Source organism: Kitasatospora sp. NPDC057595, assembly GCF_042800875.1.
Lineage (GTDB): Bacteria > Actinomycetota > Actinomycetes > Streptomycetales > Streptomycetaceae > Kitasatospora.
The window spans coordinates 446,176-466,517 of the sequence record NZ_JBHVGL010000001.1 but is presented as its reverse complement, the minus strand read 5'-3'; the positions used below and the strand labels follow the sequence as shown (position 1 = coordinate 466,517).

General features: G+C 75.5%; 13 protein-coding genes. 4 read left to right on the top strand and 9 right to left on the bottom strand.

The window, feature by feature from the left end:
* Nucleotides 1-92: 92 nt before the first annotated feature.
* A complete protein-coding gene (locus ACFU9E_RS02030; protein ID WP_380688056.1) occupies nucleotides 93-518 on the top strand; it encodes an SDR family NAD(P)-dependent oxidoreductase in 426 nt (141 codons plus the stop codon).
* Nucleotides 519-541: 23 nt separating this feature from the next.
* On the opposite strand, the gene ACFU9E_RS02025 is transcribed toward ACFU9E_RS02030, so the two are convergent.
* The 5 genes from ACFU9E_RS02025 to ACFU9E_RS02005 all read right to left on the bottom strand — a co-directional run bounded on the left by ACFU9E_RS02025 (nucleotide 542) and on the right by ACFU9E_RS02005 (nucleotide 7,787).
* A complete protein-coding gene (locus ACFU9E_RS02025) occupies nucleotides 542-1,426 on the bottom strand; it encodes an IS5 family transposase (RefSeq protein ID WP_380688064.1) in 885 nt (294 codons plus the stop codon).
* Between the two features lie 159 nt (nucleotides 1,427-1,585).
* Nucleotides 1,586-2,623 (bottom strand): MazG family protein, encoded by a 1,038-nt coding sequence (locus tag ACFU9E_RS02020; protein ID WP_380684047.1) that lies wholly within the window; start codon nucleotides 2,621-2,623, stop codon nucleotides 1,586-1,588.
* Between the two features lie 275 nt (nucleotides 2,624-2,898).
* Entirely contained in the window at nucleotides 2,899-4,548 is a 1,650-nt protein-coding gene (locus ACFU9E_RS02015) for a protein kinase (RefSeq protein ID WP_380684048.1), read from the bottom strand.
* On the bottom strand, nucleotides 4,545-5,351 hold the full coding sequence (locus ACFU9E_RS02010; RefSeq protein WP_380684049.1) for a hypothetical protein: 807 nt from the start codon (nucleotides 5,349-5,351) through the stop codon (nucleotides 4,545-4,547). The genes ACFU9E_RS02015 and ACFU9E_RS02010 overlap by 4 nt, the downstream gene beginning before the upstream one ends.
* 276 nt (nucleotides 5,352-5,627) lie before the next feature.
* Nucleotides 5,628-7,787, bottom strand: coding sequence for an N-6 DNA methylase (locus tag ACFU9E_RS02005; RefSeq protein WP_380684050.1), 2,160 nt, complete (start codon nucleotides 7,785-7,787; stop codon nucleotides 5,628-5,630).
* Nucleotides 7,788-8,022: 235 nt separating this feature from the next.
* Between ACFU9E_RS02005 and ACFU9E_RS02000 the strand changes: the two genes are divergently transcribed.
* A complete protein-coding gene (locus ACFU9E_RS02000; protein WP_380684051.1) occupies nucleotides 8,023-8,655 on the top strand; it encodes a DUF4352 domain-containing protein in 633 nt (210 codons plus the stop codon).
* A gap of 147 nt (nucleotides 8,656-8,802) precedes the next feature.
* Here ACFU9E_RS02000 and mfd read toward each other — a convergent pair whose 3' ends face one another.
* Nucleotides 8,803-12,432 (bottom strand): transcription-repair coupling factor, encoded by a 3,630-nt coding sequence (gene mfd / locus ACFU9E_RS01995; RefSeq protein WP_380684052.1) that lies wholly within the window; start codon nucleotides 12,430-12,432, stop codon nucleotides 8,803-8,805.
* Between the two features lie 613 nt (nucleotides 12,433-13,045).
* Here mfd and ACFU9E_RS01990 point away from each other — a divergent pair.
* Nucleotides 13,046-14,362, top strand: coding sequence for a nucleotide sugar dehydrogenase (locus tag ACFU9E_RS01990; protein ID WP_380684053.1), 1,317 nt, complete (start codon nucleotides 13,046-13,048; stop codon nucleotides 14,360-14,362).
* Nucleotides 14,363-14,458: 96 nt separating this feature from the next.
* Here ACFU9E_RS01990 and ACFU9E_RS01985 read toward each other — a convergent pair whose 3' ends face one another.
* Nucleotides 14,459-14,803, bottom strand: coding sequence for a beta/gamma crystallin domain-containing protein (locus tag ACFU9E_RS01985; RefSeq protein ID WP_380684054.1), 345 nt, complete (start codon nucleotides 14,801-14,803; stop codon nucleotides 14,459-14,461).
* Nucleotides 14,804-15,291: 488 nt separating this feature from the next.
* Between ACFU9E_RS01985 and ACFU9E_RS01980 the strand changes: the two genes are divergently transcribed.
* A complete protein-coding gene (locus tag ACFU9E_RS01980) occupies nucleotides 15,292-15,933 on the top strand; it encodes a hypothetical protein (protein WP_380684055.1) in 642 nt (213 codons plus the stop codon).
* 87 nt (nucleotides 15,934-16,020) lie between these two features.
* On the opposite strand, the gene ACFU9E_RS01975 is transcribed toward ACFU9E_RS01980, so the two are convergent.
* Together ACFU9E_RS01975 and ACFU9E_RS01970 are read right to left on the bottom strand one after the other, a co-directional pair.
* Nucleotides 16,021-17,373: a hypothetical protein gene (locus ACFU9E_RS01975; protein ID WP_380689857.1), complete on the bottom strand. Its 1,353-nt coding sequence runs from the start codon at nucleotides 17,371-17,373 to the stop codon at nucleotides 16,021-16,023.
* Between the two features lie 267 nt (nucleotides 17,374-17,640).
* Nucleotides 17,641-20,337: an SUKH-4 family immunity protein gene (locus ACFU9E_RS01970; protein ID WP_380714704.1), complete on the bottom strand. Its 2,697-nt coding sequence runs from the start codon at nucleotides 20,335-20,337 to the stop codon at nucleotides 17,641-17,643.
* Nucleotides 20,338-20,342: the final 5 nt, after the last annotated feature.

Here is a 20,342-nt window from a genome sequence, read left to right as displayed (position 1 = left end):
TTCCTGTTGCGGAGGGTCAGGACCTGCCTACGATCCTCCGCAAGATGTCCGTGGGCGACGGTGCGGAGCCGCCCACAGGGAGGAGCAAGGCCATGCGGGTCACCGGTTCGGTCGTCGTGATCACCGTCCTCGACGGCGGGTCGGGGGCGGACCTCGCCCGCCGCCTCACCGCGGCGGGCGCCGCCGGCGTGCTGATCGCCGACCAGCGGGTCGGGGTCGCCGAGGACCTCGCCACCGAACTCGACCGGCCGCGCTGCCCGGTCGTCGGCGTCTGCGGCGACGTCCGCCGCCCCAGTGACGTCGCCGCGCTGGTCGACACCGCCGAGAAGCACCTGGGCCCGATCGACCTGTTCTGCGTGGCCGGGCCGGACGGCGAGCGGATCGTCTCCCTCTCCGACCTGCCCGACCACCTCGACCTGGAGCGGCTCGCCGAACTCGTCGCCCTGGTCGGCGAGGCGATCGGCGAGGTCGTCGTCCCGGCGCAGCGCCGCCCGGTGGAGGACGTCGCCGCCGTCTGAGAAAGTGTTGGGTAATCGGGTGATCACTCGTTCTTGAGGTCGTCGGCGAGGCGGCGGGCTGCTTCGGTCTCGATGGGGCCGCGTGGTTCGATCTCCTCGCCGGCGAGGCGGGCGGCCATGAGCCGGATCATGGCGACCTTGATCATCGCTTCGGCGTGCGCGGTCTTGCGCTCGTAGTCCCGTGCCAACCGTCTGCACCGTCCCAGCCAGGAGAATGTCCGCTCGACCACCCACCTGCGGGGCAGCACCTGGAAGCCTTTCACATCCGCGTTGCGCGGCACCGCGACGATCTCCAGGCCCTCGCGCCCGGCAGCCCACCCCACCAGCCCCGCGTCGACCACGTTGACGTAGCCGCCGTCGACCCAGACCAGCCCGACCTGCGGAAACTCCTCCCGAACCCCGGTGAGGACCAGCTTCGCGCCGGCCCGGTCCTGCACCGACGCCGAGTGCACGACCGCCCGCAGCACGAGCCCGCAGGTGTCCACCAGCAGGTGGCGCTTGCGGCCCCGCACGCGCTTGCCCGCGTCGTAGCCGATCGCCTGCCCGCCCTGGTGGCTGCGGGCCGACTGCGAGTCCAGCACCGCCGCCGAAGGCTGCGGATCCCGCCCGTCCGCCACCCGGACCCGCTCACGCAACGCATCGTGGACCCCGTTCCAGGTCCCGTCCGCCGTCCAGGCACGGAACCACCGGTACGCCACGTCCCACGGCGCCAGATCGTGCGGCACCAACCGCCACGCGCATCCACTGACCAGCACGTACAGCACCGTGTCCACGACCAGCCGCCGCGGGAACTTCAGCCGCCGACCCGCCCGACGAGGATCCCGTACCGGAAGCAGCGGCTCGATCACCGCCCACTGGGAATCCGTCAACGACGAGTCGTAGGACGGCTTGCACGCACAGACACACATGGCGGTGATCTTCGCGGACGCCACGTCCGCGAAGATCACCGCCAACGCATCACGGCACGCAGTTGATCAATTACCCAACACTTTCTGAGGCGTCGCCGTCCGGGGTGGGACCGTCCGGGGTGGGACCGTCCGGGGTGGGACCGTCCGGGGGCGTGACCGCTACTCCTCCGGCTTCAGACCCTCGGCGGCGCGCACCGCGTCCCGGTAGCCGCGGGCCGCGGCCCGCAGGGCGGCGTCGACATCGACCCCGGCGTCGTGCGCGCGCTGCGCCACCGCGAGCAGCAGCCGGCCCGCCGACTCCGCCGTGAGGTCGGCGGGCAGCTCGTACGGCTCGTCCGGCACGCCCGTGAAACCGGCCCGGCGCACCCGGGACACCAGCTTCGCCGCGTACGCGAGCGAGGGCAGCCCGGCCGGCACGCCGTCCAGCACCGATTCGCGCTCCGACTTCTCGGCCGCCTTGAGCGCCTCCCAGCTGGCCTCCACCTCGGCCGAACCGCTCGCCTCGGCGTCGCCGAACACGTGCGGGTGGCGGTACATCAGCTTGTCGACGATGTCGCCCGCCACGTCGTCGATCGAGAAGGCGCCGGTGGGGTGCTCCTCGGCGATCCGGGAGTGGAAGAAGACCTGGAGCAGGACGTCGCCCAGCTCCTCGCGGAGCATGTCGCGGTCCCCCTCCTCGATCGCCTCGACCAGTTCGTAGGCCTCCTCGACCAGGTACTTCACCAGGCTGGCGTGGGTCTGCTCGGCGTCCCACGGGCAGCCGCCCGGCGAGCGGAGCCGGTCCATCACGGAGACCAGGTCCAGCAGCCGCGCGCCCGGCAGGTCGTAGGAGCCGGGGAGCACCTCGATCTCCGGCACCTCGCCGGCGTGCTCGACGGCGAGGCGGGCCAGCGCGTCGGTCAGCCCGGGGTCGCCGTCCGGGCTGCCCAGCCAGACCGTCGGGCCGGCGCCGGCGCCCGGCTCGGCCGGGGCCCCGGTGAGCAGCCGGGCCAGCGCGGGGGCCGAGCCGGGGGCCACGATCCGGACCTCGACCCCGGCCTGCTCCACGGCGGGCAGCTGCGGGTGGGCGGGGTCGGCGGCGAGCACCCGGCCGGCCGAGCGCAGCGCCTCCCAGGCGGGCCAGGACAGCAGGCCGGGGGCCACCCGGTGGGTGGTGATGAGGAGGATCAGCTTCGCGCCCGGAGGATTCGTCGTCACACCCCGAACCTACCCGCACCGGTCCGCGGGCCGGTGCCGGTGTCGCGCACGGTTCGGCATGGGCGTCAACCCTGACGATCGTCCAGGTCGAACCCTGCTCTCGCCACACCCACCCGGCCCTACGGCCCCCCGTCCACCTGGCGGATCTGTCGAAAGTCATACCCGCAGCCCACCCTGGCAGCGCCCCCGACCGGCACGAGAAGTCGGCCCCACCGACCTCCCACGTCCGCAATCCATCCGGGCGGCGGACGGCTCGCCGTGGTTGACGGAGCGGGTCAGGCCTGGCGGTGGTCCGTGGGGGGCCAGGTGGTGGAGTGGTGGGGTTGGAGGGTGTCGAGGGTTTGGCGCAGACGGCGGACGGCCGGGTGGTGGGGGCCCTCGCGGCGTTCGCGGTCGAAGAGGAGCTGGAGCAGCCACGACCAGGCCGCCTCCGTCTCGCCGAGCGAGGCCAGCAGGACGCCGATCCGCTCACGGAGGTCCAGCAGGCGTTCCGGTTCGCTCTCCGGCCACACCGCGTGCAGGGACTGGAACTCGGCGAGCGCCTCCGCGCCCCGCCCCAGCTGTTCGAGGCACTCGGCGGCCCGGTAGCGCGGCTCCAGCACCCCACGCCCGTGCGGTCCGCCCTCGGCGGTGGCCGCCAGGAGCCGGTACTCCGTCAGGGCCTCGTGGTGGCGCCGTTCCTGGAGCAGCGTGCGGGCGTAGATGGTGCGGACGGTGCGGATCATCGCCGCCCCGTCGCCGAGTTCGGACCGACCGCGGGCCAGCAGCCGGGCGGCGAGGTCGAGCACCTCGGCCCGTCGGCCCGCGTCGACCAGGTCGGAGAGCCGGGCACAGGACGCCGCGAAGTCCTCCCCCGCCGCGACGGGCACCGCGGGAGGCGGCGCGGCGGCGGGTGGGTTCGGCACCGCGGCCATCAGGAACGGCGGCGGCGCCACCCGGGCCGACGCCGCCGGTGCGGCGCCCGCCGGGCGGGGCTGGGGCTGGAGGGGGTGCCGGTACGGGCGGGCCGGGTCGGGCAGCGACCCGTACCGGGGCTGCGGCACCGCGACGGCGGCGGGCAGCAGCGGCAGCAGCCGCTCGTACACCTCCTGCGCGTCGGCCGGACGGTCCTCGGGCCGCTTGGCGAGCAGGTCGAGGACCAGCCGCTCCAGCGGCGCCGGCACCTCGGGGCGCAGCTCGCGCAGTGGCACCGGCGGGTCGTCGACGTGCCGGCGCAGCAGGCCCAGTGCGGTGGGGGCGCGGAACGGCCCCTCGCCGGCCAGCATCTCGTGCAGCAGGCAGCCGAGCGCGTAGAGGTCGCTGCGCGGGTCGACGGTGGCGGACAGCGCCTGTTCCGGCGCCATGTAGGAGGGGCTGCCGATCGGGGCGCCGGTGAGGGTGAGGCGGGTGGCCGTCGGGTCGATCGCGGTGGCGATGCCGAGGTCGAGCAGCACGGTCCGGCCGTCCTCACGGACCATCACGTTGCTGGGCTTGAGGTCCCGGTGGACGACGGGCACGGCGTGGACGGCGGCCAGCGCGGCGCACAGCTGGGCGGCCACCGAGACGGCCCGATCGACCGGGAACGGCGCGTCCTCGGCGATGAGGTCGGCCAGGCTGACGCCGGGCACGCGCTGCATGACGAGGTACAGCTCGCCGCCGTCCTCGCCCGCGTCGAAGACGGTGACCAGGCCCGGGTGGTCGAGGGCGGCGGTGGTGCGGCACTCGCGCAGGAAGCGGTGGCGCAGTTCGTCGCCGGGGCCGAGGTGTCCGGCGCGGGCGGGGCCGGTGGCGCCGGTGGCGGCGAGCAGGTGGTCGGTGCGCAGCAGCTTGACCGCGACCGGGCGGGCGAGCCGTTCGTCGCGGCCGGCCCAGACCTGGCCCATGCCGCCGTGGCCGATCTTCTCGGTGAGGTGGTAGCGGCCGCCGATCACCCGGGCGGCGGTCACGGGCGGTCCTCGCGGGCCTGACGGCGCAGCAGCTCGCCGAGTTCGCGCAGCTCGTCGGAGGTGGCGGGACCGGCGGGAGTGGCGGGGCCGACGGGAGTGGCGGGGCCGACGGCGCCGGGGCCCGCGGCGCGGACCGGCGGGTGCGAGATGGCCGACGGGTGGGAGTCGGCGGCCGGGTAGGCCCGGGCCGCCTCCGGGTACGGGGCGGCGCTCCCGTACGACTGCGCCGCGGGGTAGGGCTGCGCGGACTGCGGGTACGGCTGGGCGACCGGGTACGGCTGGACGGGGGCGGCGGGCGCCGGGTAGCCGTACCCGGCGGGCGGCGGCGCGTAGGAGCCGGCCGGGACGGGCTGCCGGCCGGAACGGGCCGCCGACCAGACCGCCCGGCGGTCCATCAGCAGGAAGTGCACCGGCGGGGTGAACGCCAGCAGCAGCATCATCGTGGTGCCGACCGCGTCGGCGGTCGGAGCGTCGCCCTTGGGGTAACTCCCGGCGACCCCCGCGGAGATGAAGAAGGTGAGGAAGAGCCCGGCGTAGACCACCGCGCCCAGGATGTCGTACCCCCGACGGCGGCGGATCGCCAGCAGCAGCGAGGGGACCATGCCGAGCAGCCCGAAGGAGAGCACCGGCGCGAGGACCACCAGGATCCGGCCGAGCACGCCGTACGGCCCGGGCTTCCGGCCACGGCCCTGCGGCGGGACGGCGACGGTCGGGGCATAGGCCTGCGGTCCGGCGCCGGGTATGCCGCCGGCCGGCGCGCCACCGGGCGGTGGGCCGAACTGCCCGGGGTACTGCCCTGACATGCGCGCTCCTGAGCGGGTGAGGACGACGGCGGTCCCGATCACCGAATCGGTCCCGCACACCGTACCGCCCGTGCCTGTCGAACGACCCCGGCACGGGACGTCGACCGGACCGGCCCACCGCGCGGTCGTCGGGGCACTGACGGAGGCTCGGCGGCCCCGGCCCCGGCGACGCGGGGCGTCGGCCGGGCCGTCCTCCGGGGGCGAGCGCCGAAGCACCGGCCGAGCCCGCCGGGCCGGCCGCGAAGACGCCCGCCGGGCCGGCCTACGACGCGGGCGTCAGGGCATCGACGGGGGCTCGGCGGTGCCGGTGGCGAGGGCGTCGGTGGCGGCCTGGGTGAGGGTGCGGCCCAGGGTGGCGGCGCGCTGCAGGGCGGTGTCGAAGGCGGCGAGCCGGGCGAAGGCGGCGCCCAGCCTGCGCTGCTCGGTGATCGGCAGGCGCGGCAGCTCGACCCGGCGGATGTCGAGGCGGGTGGTGGTGGAGGCGTGGCTGGCGGCCCGGCGGGCGGCGGCCGTGGAGCGCAGGTGGCCGGCCAGGAACTCCGGGTCGAGCGCGGCCGGGTCGGGGCGCAGCAGGTGGAGCTGGCGGCCGAGGGCGGCGCCGGCGGGCGGGCCGTCCGGGCCGACGACGCGGGCGGTGCCGCCGCCGAGGGCGGGGACGAGGACGTCTCCGGGGCGGGTCAGTGGGGCGGTGTCGGCGGCTTCGGCGGTCCGGTCCAGGACGGCCTCGGGGGCGCTGCCGGTGAGCAGGTCCTGCTCGGTGAGGACGGGGGTGCCGCCCGGGTCGGCGTCGGCCGGGCGGGAGGGCGCGCCGGTGCCGGAGGAGTGCACCTCCAGCAGCCCGGAGCGGACCAGTTCGCCCAGCGTGACAACCGCGCCGCCACCGCTGCCCGCGCCGCCACCCGCTTCGCCGGTCGGCTCGGGCAGCAGTGCCGCGGGGTCGGCGAGGCCGGCCAGCAGCTCGGCCAGCCGGCCGCCGAGGTGGGAGAGTCCGGCGGCGCCGCCGAGCGGGGCGGCCGGCGGGACGTGGCGGGCGGGCGAGAGGTCGGTCTCGTCGTCGAGCAGGTCGATCGCCGCCACGGTCCGGTGCCGGCCGGGGCGGTCCGCGGGCAGCGGCAGGCCCTCGCGGGCGGCGAGGTCGAAGGCCCGCCAGGCGTCCAGGACGGTGCGGCGCAGCTCGGGCCAGCGGACCTTGTCGCGGCCGCCCTCGGCGGCCTCGGCCGAGCCGGGCGAGGCGGAGGCCGCGTCCAGCATCAGGACCTGGCGGAAGTCGTCGCCGGGGCGGGGGGCGCGCAGCACCCAGAGGTGGAGCGGCACCCCGTACGGGGGCGCGGCGCCGGCCGGGAGCGCGACGACGGCGCGCAGCGCGCCGGAGCGCAGCAGTTCGGCCCGGACCCGGCGGCCGGCCCGGCGGGCGGCGACGGTCGGCGGGAGCAGCAGGGCGGCCAGCCCGCCGGGCCGGGTGTGGGCGAGGCAGTGCAGCACCCAGGCGAGTTCGGACTCGCCGCGCGGCGGGACGAGGCCGCCGGGCCAGCGCCGGTCGAACTGCAGCTCGTCGTGGCCCCAGTCCCGCTCGTTGTAGGGGGGCTGGCAGAGCACCGCGTCGAAGGTGTGGCCGGTGTAGGCGTCGGCGCGCAGGGCGTCGCCGGGGCGGAGCTCGACCGGGAGCGGGGCGGGGTCGGCGGCGGGCGTGCGCAGTGCGAGCCGGAGCCCGGCGAGCGCGGCGGTGACCGGGTCGGCGTCCTGGCCGTAGCGGTCGGTGGTGGGCGGCAGGGCGAGCAGCAGCGCGCCGAGGCCGGCGGCGGGGTCGAGCACGGTGGCGGGGACGCCGGCGACGGCGGCGAGCAGTTCGGCGGCCTCCGGCGGGGTGGGGCTGAGCTGGCGGGTGTTGGCCTCGGCGTAGCGGGTGAGGAGCTGTTCGAAGGCGCCGGCCGGGCCGGCCGCGGCGGCGAGTTCGGCGAGCAGGCGGGCGAGGTCCAGTTCGGTGGAGCCGAGCAGGCCGGGCTGTCGCGGGCCGGCGGCGCCGTCGGGGCCGTCGGGGCCGAGCGCGGCGCGGGCGGTGTCGGCGAGGGCCCGCGGCAGCCCGGTGGCGAGCCTGGTGTCCGGTTGGTCGGCGAGCGTGCCCCAGCGCTCCGGCGCGCGGTGGTGCAGCAGCAGGACGGAGCCGGCCAGGACCAGCGGGGCGGCCGGGTGGCCGCCCGGGTCGCGCAGGGTCTCGACGAGCCGCCAGACCCGTTCGAGCAGCGGCAGTTCGGCAATCTTGCCCTGGGCCCGGAGCCAGGACTCGACGTCGGTGAGCGCGAAGGTCGGGCTGCTGTCGGTGCCGCCGACCGGGCGGGGGAAGTCGGGGTGGCGGCGGCGCCAGTTGCTGACGGCGGCGCGGCCCACCCCGGCGAGACGGGCGATCTCGACGGCGGTCACCTCGGGACGGTCCGGCATGGGGTGCTCCTTCGGCGGCGGCAGCGGGCGACGACGGCGGCGGACGACGCGGCGGCGGCATCGGTGTGACCACACAGCATAGCCAGCGCCTTCCGCCGGACAGTTCACACGTGAACGGAGAGGTTTCACGAATTCCTGTTGACTCGGTTCACAGCTCATGGTGTGATCTCTCCTGTCGACAGCACGCCAGGTCGGCACCGGGAACCGCGCATTCGCAGAGACCAAGGAGACAGCCATGTCCGCCACCATCCGCCGCACCCGCCGCACCGCCGTCCTGCTGGCCGGCGCCGCGCTCGTCGCCCTCACCGCGACGGCCTGCGACTCCACCGGCGGCACCTCCGTCTCCACCGAGGCCAAGCAGACCGCCGCCGCCCCGGCCCCGGCGGCCACCGGCGACGGCACCCCGGCCAGGCCCGCCGAGAGCAAGCCCGCCGAGGCGGCCAAGGCCCCGGCCAAGGTCGGCGACACCATCGCCCTCAAGGGCACCCTGGAGAAGGGCAACACCGCCGACGTCAGCGCGCTGAAGGTGGTCGACCCCGCCGCGAGCAGCAACGAGTACCTCACCGCGGCGGCCGGCAAGCACTACGTCGCCGTGCAGTTCCAGATCAAGGCGACCGGCTCCAAGGCGTACGGCGAGGCGCCGTGGAGCAGCGCCAAGCTGATCGACGACCAGGGCCAGGCGTACGGCCCGACGTTCGCCGAGACCAAGGCCGGCCCGTCCTTCCAGACCCCGACCAACATCGCCGCCGGCGATTCGGGCAAGGGCTTCGTGGTCTTCGAGGTCCCCGACGGCACCAAGCTCGACAAGGTCCAGTTCGCCCTGGACAACGGCTTCGCCGACCAGGTCGGCCAGTGGAAGATCGGCTGACGGCTCTGTTCACGGCCCGCACGCCCGCCGACACGCCCCGCCGGCCCACCATCCCACTGGCCCATCGGTCCGCCGACGACAACGGCGGTCCCGGGCTCATCGCCCGGAACCGCCGCACCTCCCGCCGTACCCCTCCCCGGGGGCCCGCTACTTCTTGGCCCCCGCCAGGTCGTCGAACATCGTCGACAGGAACTCCCGGCACCACGCCAGCAGCTCCCGCCCGACCAGCGGCTTGCCGCCGATCCGCCCGGTGGACGGCCTCGGCACCAGCAGCTGCTGGGTCGCCGCCTTCACCTGGCTGCGCGGGTAGAGCCGGTTCAGCCGCAGCTGCTGCGACTCCCGCAGCTCGACCGGCCCGAACCGGACGTTGGAGCCCTGCAGGGTGATGTCCGCGATGCCGCACCGCCGCGCGTACAGCCGCAGCGCGGCCACCAGCAGCAGGTTCTCCACCGGCTCGGGCAGCTTGCCGTACCGGTCGACCAGTTCGTCCCGGACCTGGGTGATGTCGTCCTCCGAGTTGACCGCCGCGATCGAGCGGTAGGCCTGGAGCCGCAGCCGCTCCCCCGGCGCGTAGTCGTGCGGCACATGGGCGTCGACCGGCAGCTCGATCTTCACCTCCAGCGGCTCCTCCTCCGGCTCGCCGCCGCCCGCCAGCGACTCCCGGAACTCGGCCACCGCCTCGCCGACCATCCGCATGTAGAGGTCGAAGCCGACGCCCGCGATGTGCCCGGACTGCTCGCCGCCGAGCAGGTTGCCCGCGCCGCGGATCTCCAGGTCCTTCATCGCCACGTACATACCGGCGCCCATCTCGGTGTGCTGGGCGATGGTGGCCAGCCGCTCGTGGGCCGTCTCGGTCAGCGGCTTCTCCGGCGGGTACAGCATGTACGCGTACCCGCGCTCCCGCCCCCGGCCCACCCGGCCGCGCAGCTGGTGCAGCTGGGAGAGGCCGAAGGTGTCACCGCGCTCGACGATGAGCGTGTTGGCATTGGAGATGTCGATGCCGGACTCCACGATCGTGGTCGACACCAGGACGTCGAACTCCTTCTCCCAGAAGTCGACGACCACCTTCTCCAGCTGGGTCTCGCCCATCTGCCCGTGCGCGGTGGCGATCCGCGCCTCGGGCACCAGGTCCTTCAGCCGGGCGGCCGCCTTGTCGATCGACTCGACCCGGTTGTGGATGTAGAACACCTGGCCCTCGCGCAGGAGTTCACGCCGGATCGCCGCCGAGATCTGCTTCTCGTCGTACGGTCCGACGAAGGTCAGCACCGGGTGCCGCTCCTCCGGCGGGGTGGTGATGGTGGACATCTCGCGGATGCCGGTGACGGCCATCTCCAGGGTGCGCGGGATCGGGGTCGCGGACATGGTGAGCACGTCCACGTTGGCCCGCAGCTTCTTCAGCTGTTCCTTGTGCTCGACACCGAAGCGCTGCTCCTCGTCGACGATCACCAGCCCGAGGTCCTTGAAACGGGTCTCCGAGGAGAACAGCCGGTGGGTGCCGATGACGACGTCCACCGAGCCCTCGAACAGCCCCTCCAGCACGGCCTTGGCCTCGCTGTCGGTCTGGAACCGGGACAGCGCCCGCACGTTCACCGGGAAGTTGGCGTAGCGCTCGGCGAAGGTCGAGAAGTGCTGCTGCACCAGCAGCGTGGTCGGCACCAACACCGCCACCTGCTTGCCGTCCTGCACCGCCTTGAAGGCCGCGCGCACCGCGATCTCGGTCTTGCCGTAGCCGACGTCGCCACAGATCAGCCGGTCCATCGGGACGGACTTCTCCATGTCCGACTTGACCTCGGCGATGGTGGTCAGCTGGTCCGGCGTCTCCGCGTAGGGGAAGGCGTCCTCCAGCTCGCGCTGCCACGGCGTGTCCGGGCCGAAGGTGTGGCCCGGCGCGGCCATCCGCGCCGAGTACAGCTTGATGAGGTCGGCGGCGATCTCCTTGACCGCCTTCTTGGCCCGCTGCTTGGTCTTCGCCCAGTCCGCGCCGCCGAGCCGGTGCAGCGTCGGGGCCTCCCCGCCGACGTACTTGGTGACCTGGTCGAGCTGGTCGGTCGGCACGAACAGCCGGTCGCCGGGGTGCCCGCGCTTGGCCGGCGCGTACTCCAGCACCAGGTACTCGCGGGTGGCGCCCTGCACGGTGCGCTGCACCATCTCCACGTACCGGCCGACGCCGTGCGCCTCGTGCACCACGTAGTCGCCGGCCACCAGCGCCAGCGGGTCGATCGCGTTGCGGCGCCGGGACGGCATCCGCCGCATGTCCTTGGTGGAGGACTTCTGGCCGGACAGATCGGTCTCGGTGATCACGGTCAGCTTGAGCGCCTCGTCGACGAAGCCGTGCTCGATCGAGCCGCAGGAGACGTGCACGACGTCCCGGGTCGGCGCCTCGGACAGGTCGGCGACCAGCCGGGCCGGGATGCCCTCGTTGCCGAGCACCTCGGCGAGGCGCGAGGCCGGGCCGTGCCCCTCGGTGACCATGACGACCCGCCAGTCGGCGGCCAGCCGCTCCTTGGCGTCGGCGATCGCCCGCGCGGTGTCGCCCCGGTACGCCTCAACCGCGTGCATGCCGAGGGTCAGCGTGTTGGCGTCGAACTCCAGCACCTCGTGGACCGCGGCGTCGCTGGTCGCGAACGGGCTGACCGACCACCACGGCAGGCCGATCTCGGCGGCGTGCTCGCGCACCTCGGCGAGCGAGCGCAGCGAGGCGGCCGAGACGTCGATCGCCTCCAGGTCGATCGGGCGGTCGCCGCCGGCCGCGGCCGCCACCCAGGAGGCGTGCAGGAACTCCTGGCTGGTCGCCACCAGGTCGGCGGCCCGGGTGCGGACCCGCTCGGGGTCGCAGACCACGGCGACCGAGCCGAGCGGAAGCACGTCCAGCAGCAGCTCCATGTCGTCGACCAGGACGGGCGCGAGGGACTCCATGCCCTCGACCGCGATGCCCTCGGCGATCTTGTCCAGGATCTCGGCCAGCCCCGGGTGCTCGGCGGCCAGCTCGGCGGCCCGGGCCCGCACCTCGTCGGTCAGCAGCAGCTCCCGACAGGGCGGCGCCCACAGACCGTGCTCGGCGATCTCCAGCGAGCGCTGGTCGGCCACCTTGAAGTACCGGATCTCCTCGACGTCGTCGCCCCAGAACTCCACCCGCAGCGGGTGCTCCTCGGTCGGCGGGAAGACGTCCAGAATGCCGCCGCGTACCGCGAACTCGCCGCGCTTCTCGACCAGTTCGACCCGCGAGTAGGCGGCGGCGGCAAGCTTGCGGGCGATCTCCTCAAGATCGTGCGACTCGCCCCGCTGGACGGCCACCGGCTCCAGCTCGGCCAGCCCCTTCACCTGCGGCTGGAGCACCGAGCGCACCGGCGCCACGATCACCTGGACCGGCCCGGCCGCGGCGTCGTCGGCGCGCGGGTGGACGATCCGGCGCAGCACCGCCAGCCGACGGCCGACCGTGTCGGAGCGCGGCGAGAGCCGCTCGTGCGGCAGCGTCTCCCAGGCCGGGAACTCGGCGACCGCGTCCGGCGGCAGCAGCGAACGGAGCGAGGCGGCGAGGTCCTCGGCCTCCCGGCCGGTGGCGGTGACGGCCAGCACCGGACGGCCCCGCTCCCCGGCCGCCTGCCCGGCGAGCGCACGGGCCAGCGCGGCGATCGCGAACGGCCGGGCGGCGGGCGGTCCGACCAGGTCGAGGTGCCGGCGGCCGCCGGCCGCGGCACCGGTGGCGGTCGCGGCCTCGATCGCCTCGGCGAGGGCCGCGTCCCGCGCGACGACATCGAGCAGTCCGGTCAGGCTCATCTGGAGTCTCTTCTTCGTCCCGTGGCTGGTGCTGCCCTGGGGCCGGGGGCCCGTCCGGGCAACGCGAACGGCCCGGCACGCCGAGCGGCCGGGGGTCTCCAGGGTACGCCGCGGGGCTGACGCGCACCCGGCACACGGCCGGGGCGGGGCGGGGTGCGGTCAGGCGCAGGCGAACCACCGGCCGCGGCCTGCCGCTCCGCTCGTTTCGCCGGACCGTTTCCCGACCGTCGCGTTCTGCCACGAACTGGACATACTCCTGTCACTGCCCGTCCATGGAGATCGCGCACCATGGTGAATGTGCCCGCCGCACCCAACCGTGGGGGATGGCTGCGGAAGGCACGGTCGCACACCCGATGGGGGTCGGGGGTGCGAGGCCGGGCGACCCTGGGTGGGGGCGCCCGCCCACGCGCCGGGAACCGTGGCGTCCTTTCCTGGAGGACGCCACGGGTCTCGGCCTCATTCTTTCCCCGGCGCTCCTTCCCCGGCGCCTCCCGGCTTGCGCAATCCCGGGAAAACCCGCGCGGTCGGGCCCCGCTCCCTACCCTGATGTGAAGACCGTGTGGGGGACGCCCGGAGGGGCCAGGGGGCGTCGCGATGGAGGGGGTTCTTCGTCATGCGCGTTGTCATCGCAGGCCAGGGCTACGTGGGGCTGCCGCTCGCGGTCCGCGCGGCCGAGGTGGGGCACCGGGTGGTCGGCTACGACGTGGACGAGCGCCGGATCAAACGGCTGGCCGTCGGCGAGTCGTACGTCGAGGACATCCCGGCCGAGCGGCTGCGGCCGCTGCTGGAGAACGGGAGCTACCTGCCGTCCGCCGAGCCGTCCGACGTGGCGGGCTTCGACATCGCGGTGATCACCGTGCCGACGCCGCTGCGCGAGGGCGTGCCCGACCTGTCGTTCATCGAGGCCTCGGCCGCCCTGCTCGCCCAGCACCTGCGGCCCGGGGCGAGCGTCGTCCTGGAGTCGACCACCTACCCGGGCACCACCGAGGAACTGCTCGCGCCGCTGCTGGAGCAGGGGTCCGGGCTGACCGCCGGGCGGGACTTCCACCTCGGCTACAGCCCGGAGCGGATCGACCCGGGCAACCCGACCTGGCGGCTGGAGAACACCCCGAAGGTGGTCTCCGGGGTCGACCCGGCGTCGCTGGCGGCGGTGGAGGGCTTCTACGGCGGGCTGGTCGAGCGGACCGTCCCGGTCTCCTCCTGCAAGGAGGCCGAGCTCACCAAGCTGCTGGAGAACACCTTCCGTCATGTGAACATCGCGCTGGTCAACGAGCTGGCGATGTTCGCGCACGACCTCGGCATCGACGTCTGGGAGGCCATCGACGCGGCCTCCACCAAGCCGTTCGGCTATCTGCGGTTCACCCCCGGCCCGGGGGTGGGCGGGCACTGCCTGCCGATCGACCCGTCCTACCTGTCCTGGCGGGTCGAGCGGGCGCTCGGCCAGTCGTTCCGGTTCGTCGAGCTGGCCAACGACGTCAACAGCCACATGCCCGACTACGTGGTGCGCCGGCTCGCCGAGGCGCTGAACGAGCGGCAGCGCTCGGTCAAGGGCTCGCGGATACTGCTGCTCGGGCTGGCGTACAAGAAGAACACCGGCGACGCCCGGGAGACGCCGGCCGCCCGGGTCGCCGAGCTGCTGGTCCGGATGGGCGCCGAGGTCCGGGCCGCCGATCCGCACGTGGTGGTCGGGGTGCACGTGCCCGAGCCGGTGATCCCCGGCCAGCGCGCCGCCGAGCACGACCCGCACGGGGACCCGTTCGGCGCGGTTCGCCGGGTGGAGGCGAGCCCGGAGGAGCTGGCGGCGGCGGACGCGGTGGTGCTGCTCGCCGACCACGACGACTTCGACTACGAGGCGGTCACCGCCCATTCCCGGTACGTACTGGACTGCCGGCGCCGGCTGGCCCCGGGGGCCTCGGTCGAGGTGCTCTGACCCGTCGGAACGGTGCCGGGCGACCGCACCCGCCCGGCACCGCGGGTCAGCGGGCCTCCTCGCCCGCGCGGCCCCGCGGGGCCCGTCCCCCGGCCGCTACCAGCGGGAGAGGTTGATGTCGTACATCGTCACCTCGTGGCCCACGTGGCCGTTGAAGTCGTACTGCTCCCAGTTGAAGACGGTCCACGAGCCCATGCCACTGCCCAGGTACGTGATGACCTTGTTGTTCCCGGCGTCGATCCGGTCGACGTTGTAGATGCGCACCGCCATCCACCCGTCGTTCGCGAAACAGAGCGAGCCGCCGTAACCGTAGTTGTAGACCTTCGCGAAATCGTTGCGGTTTCCACAATCGATCCGGTTGATGGCCTCGGCATTCGCGGCCGGCAGCAACGTCGCGGCCGCTGCGGTGAGCACGGCGAGTGCGCCGATCCGGCGGCTCATGACATTTCCTGGACGATGCCCGGAAGAACGTTCCGAAAGACTTGTGCGGCGAATCATGGAAACCCTCCGAAGGGGTAGCGGCTGCGACTCCAGAGGCTGACATGACGCCGCACGACCGAACAGTTCTTTTCCGGCCAAGCCGCACGGCCGCGACACCCGGAAGGCCGCTCCGCACAGGCATGCGCTAGGGTCCGAACAGTCCTGCCGTTCCTGAGGATCGGAGCTTCCGCTTGGCCCGCCCGCCGCATTTCGGACGATTCACCGCCACCGCCACGGCGGTCGTTTTATCGGCCTTTTTCACAGGCTGCGCCGGACCCTCCGGAGGAGGTTCTGCGGATTCCACCATGACCCCGCCGGCGATCGACGCACCGAAAGCCCCGGAATCCGGCCGGGCCGGAATGACCGGACTTCCGCTTTCCGCTTATCAGGCCGACGACGAAGCCTCCGTCAAGGAGATTCGGGTCCGCAATGCGCTGGTCGTCTCGTGCATGCGCCGGGCCGGTTACACCGGCTTCGGCGGCGACGGTCTGCAGGAGGCCCGGCCGCCGGACAACGCCACCGCCCTGCCGGCCGGCGCCTGGGGGTACCTCGGCGCGCAGGCCGCGGGCACCCAGGGGTTCCACGCGCCCCGGCGGAACGTCCCCGGCGTCGTGACCGGACCGGCGGCCGGGGCCGGCGAGGCCTACGACACCGCCCGGGTCGACTGCGACCGGCAGGCCGCCGAACGGATCGGCTCGCCGCCCGGGCCGGGGGCCGACCTCCTCGGCCGGCTCTTCGCCGACTCCATGGCCGCCACCGGGCGGGACGGACGGGTCACGGCGGCGACCGCGCGGTGGGCCGCCTGCATGACGGCCGCGGGCTTCCGGACCGACGACCCGGCGACCTTCCCGGACCGCTTCCGCGCCGCGGCGGAGACCACCCCGGCCGAGCTGACCGCCGCCCGGGCCGACGCCGACTGCACCGCCGACAGCAACCTGGCCGGGATCTGGTTCACCGTCCTGGCGGGCTACCAGCGCCAGCAGATCGACCGCAACGGCCCGGCCCTGAACGCCCACCGCGAGGCCGTCCGGGCCCAGGACGCCAAGCTCACCCGACTGCTCGCCGAAGGGGACGCCGGGCCCACCCCGTGAGCCCCGGGGCGCCGGACGGACCCGTCGCGAACGGGTCGGGCCCCGGGCGCCGGAGGGCACCCGGGGCCCGACGGGCCGCGGAACGGATCAGCGGCGGTGGTAGCCGACCGTGTTCGGAGTGGCGTAGTCACTGCCGTCGTCGATGATCACGATCTTCGGGATGATCCGGGTCTCCTCCTCGGCCGGCCGCTCGGCCGGGGCGGCCGGGCCCTCCCCGGCGTCCGTCGGCGCCGGGGGCGGGGTGGCCGGCCGCGGCGGCACCGGGCCGGTGGCGACCGCGGCCGCCGGGGCCGGGGCCGGGGAGATCCGCCCCGGGGTGACCCGCAGCACGGCCGTGGCCGCCTCGCTCGCCGGCGCCGGGAGCGCCTCCTTGCGGAGGTCGGCCCGCGGGTCCGCGAGGACCGGCAGCGGGATCTCCCCGGTGTCCGCCTCCGAGTCCACGACCGGTGCCCGGCCCACCACCGGCGCCCGGTCCACCGGCGCGCCGACGGCCGGCGCGCGGTCGGCCGGGACGGCCTCGGCCGGGACGGCGGTGGCCGCCGCGAGCGCCGCGGGCTCGATCGCGCCGACCGCGGCACCGGTGAGCGAGGCCAGCGTCGCCTTGATGTGGTCGAGGTGCTGCTGCACCGTCTCCAGCCTGGTCGCGTACTCGCGCTGCTCGCGCTCGGTGGCCGCGTTGATCCGCTCGGCCTCGCGCCGGGCCTGCTCGACCAGCTGGTCCGCCCGGGCCTGCGCCTCGGCGTCGCTCTGCTTGATCTGGCCGAGCACCGTCTCGCGGAACTGCTCGGCCTCCTTGACCCGCCGCTCGGCGGTGGCGGAGACCGTCGAGTCCTCGGCGTCGGCCGCGGCCTGCGCCTCGGCGAACATCTCGTCGGCCTTGCGGCGCAGCTCGGCCAGCTTGGCCTCGGCCCGCTCGGAGGCCTCGGCGGCCGCGACCCGGACCTTGGCGGCGTGCCCGGTGGCGGCGTCCCGGACGGACCGGACCTCGCGGTCGGTCTCGGCCCGGATGGTCTCCGCCTCGGCCCGGGTGCGCTCGTCGGTGCGGCGCACGGCGGCGTCGGCCTCGGTGCGGGTGGTGGTGGCGTACTCCTTGGCGGCGCGGTCGAGTGCCTGGCCGGCCTCGTACACCTCGTCGCGGAGGTCCTCGGCGAACCGCTCGGCCTTGTCGCGGACGGCGCGGGCCTCGTTCTCGGCCATCCGGGCCAGACCGGCGGCCTCGTCGCTGAGCACCTGGTAGTCGGGCTCGGGGGCGTCGGCGGCGGCCTGCTGGATCTCGGCCAGCCGGCGCTCCATCTCCCGGAGGCCGGCACCGAGCACGCTCAGCCGTTCCCACCCCTCGTCGCGCTGCGCGGTGAGCGCGGTCAGGGCTCGGTCGACCTGCTCCGGCGCGTAACCGCGCCGGGCAACGGTGAAGCCGTACTGGGGGACGGCGTCGCTCATGGGCTCTTCCCCTCGTGTCGCGGGCTGCGGAGCCCATGATCGGACGGATCGGTCTGCTCGGGGACCGGGTCGGCGAACCCGGTCGGGAATCGTGCGTCGGACGGATCGAAACATGTCGAGAATGGCCGACAGTGACCATCCTCTTGACCTATTTTGCGCGGATCTGGACGAAACCCCAACGAGGCACCGCCGCGCCGGTACGCCGAAGGGGCCGTTCCGGAGACCGGAACGACCCCCTGCCACCTGCGCGGATCCGGCACGGCCTGCTCAGAGCAGACCGTCCCAGAACTGCTCCAGCAGCACGGCCCACCAGGTGTCCGCGGACTGCAGCGCAGCCGGGTCGATCGCGGCCAGCTGGGCCTGGAAGTCGGTCGTCCAGCGACCGGCCTGGTCCGGGGTCAGCCCGTACCGCAGCCGCCACATCCGCCCCAGCAGGGCCAGCGAACGGGCGAACTCCGGTACACCGGTGTTGACGAACCGGGGGGGCTCGCCGGTTCCTTCCAGGTCCACCGCGACCACGTGCGCGGTGCCGTACTGCACGCAGAGCTGCCGGCCGTAGTCGTTGCCGAGCACCAGGTAACCGCCGAAGTCCGGGCCGCCCGGCAGACCGCGCTCGGCGGCCAGCTCGGCGAGCGTCGGGATCGGCCGGCCCTCCTGGGCCTGCGCCCAGAAGAACGGTCCGAAGTCGCGCGGCAGGCCCGCCCACATCAGCGTCTGCGCCACCGGCTCGGGCACGCCCTGACGGGCCACCGCGCGCTGCTCGAAGCGGAACACGTTCGGCCCGAAGGCCTGGCCGAGCTCCGAGGCGAGCTGCTGCGGGGCGAGCGGCGGCAGCGGCGGGACGGTGCCCGGCGCGGGCAGCGGCACCCGGAACGGCCGGACCCGCTGCTGGCCGGAGGCCAGCTGGTGCAGCTCGTCCAGGTGGTCGAGCAGCTGGGCCATGCCGGCCTGCCGGGAGTGGTGGTCGCGGCCGTAGTCGGCGGTGTGGGTGAGCCGGACGTTCGGCCAGGAGGCGGCGATCATCCGGTTGCAGTACCCGCCGGGCAGGTCGCACGACTCCAGCTCGGTGTAGAGCTCCAGCACCTGCTCCGGCGGCACGTTCAGCCGCCGCAGGTCCTGGAGGATCTTCCACTCCGGGTGCGGGGTGCCGGGCTCGCTGCGGTGCAGCAGCTTCTGCTCCGAGCCGTCCGGGCCCCGGTAGCTGAGCGCGGCGAAGTAGCCCGGGCCGACGGCGGGTACGCCGGGCGGCACCGGGGCGGCCGGCGGCGGCCCGGGCACGGGCGCCGGCGGGGCGGCCGGAGCCGGGGCGGGCGCCGGGGGGCCGACGGGGGCCGGGCCGCCCGGGTAGCCGTAACCGGCCCCCGGTGCGTCGACGGGCGCGCCCGCGCCGGGCGGCGGCGGGACGGCGGGGCCGCCGGACGGCGGGGTGCCCGGGTCGGCGGGGGCGCCGAGTTGCGCCGGGTCGATCGCGCCCGCCAGCTGGGTGCGCTCGTACGCCACACCGGCGCCCGGTGCGGGCGCGGCGGGCGGGGCGGGCGGGGCGTCGCCGGGCCGCAGGCCCGCCGGGGGCGGGGGCGGCGGGGCGCTGGAGGCGCCGCGACCGCCGGACGCGGCGGGGGCCGGGCCGGAACCGCCGAGCAGTCCGGGCGGCGGGGGCGGCGGCGGGGCGGACGCGGGGTTGCGGCCGAGGCCGACGGGAGCGGAGCCCGCGCCGGGACCGGACGGGCCGCCGAGCAGACCCGCGGGCGGGGGCGGCGGCGGGGCGGACGCCGGGTTGCGGCCACCGGCCGGCGCGTCGGCGGGCGGCGGCACCGGAGCACCGGGCGCGGGCGCGCCGGGCAGGCCCGCCAGGCCGGGCAGGCCGTCGGGCGAGGCCAGCATGGTCGGGGCGTGCTCCACCGACGGCGCGGCCGGCGGTACGGCCGGCGACGGGACGGGCGCGCCCGGCAGACCAGCCGGCCCCGCCATGCCCGGCGGACCGTCCGGCGGCGCCAGCAGCGTCGGCGCGGGCTCCACGGCCGGCGCCTGCGGCGGGACGGGCGCGCCCTGCGGCGGCACCGACGTCCCCGGCGCGGGCGTGCCCGGACCGCCGGGCGCACCCGGCAGACCCGCCAGCCCCGGCAGACCGCCCTCGGGCAGCAGCACGGTGGCCGCCTCGGAACCGGCCCGCGGCTCGCCGGGCAGGCCGGCGCCGTTGGTGCGCAGCCCGTCCGGCAGCAGCACGGTCGCCGCCTCGACCTCCGCACGCGGGGCGGGCGCGGCGGCCGGCTCCCGGTGGCCGGGCGGCGGGGCGAGCATGGTCGGCGCGTCCCCGGCGGGCCGCTCGGAGACCGGCGGCGTGGTCAGGACGGCGGGCGCGGGCGGCTCCCCGTGCTCGGCGGCGACGGGCCCGGCACCCGGTGCGGCACCCGGCACAGCGGCACCCGGCGCAGCAGCGGGCGGCACGACCGGGGCGGCCGGCGGCGCGGGCGGAACCGGCGGCGCCACCGGTGCAACGGTCGGCTCGGCGGCCCGGACAACCGGCTCGGCGGCCGGCTCGATGGGCGGCTCGACGGGCGGAGCCCCCGTCCCCAGCTGCTCCGCCTCCGCGGCGAGCGCCGCCGCACCGGCCTCCTGCAGCCACTGCGGCGGGCTGAGCAGGAAGGACGTCGCCTCGACCGGCCCCGGCGCGGGCCGGGCCGCACCGGCCGGATTGGCCGCGACCGGGCGCCCGTAGGCCTCCTCGTACTGCCGGACCACCTCGTTGACGGGCAGTGCGGGCCAGAGCGTGCTCGCGCCGGAGTCCCGGGCGATCACCAGCCGGGCCTCCCCCTCGGCGGGCGCCGCGCCGTCACCCGGCTGCACCGCCCAGCAGACGAAGCCCAGGTCGAACTCCCGGACCCGCACCTCGCGCTGCCGCTCCCGCAGCACCCCGCCGTTGATCCACTCCTCGGCGAGCTCATGCGCCTGCGCGTACGTCACCACGCCCG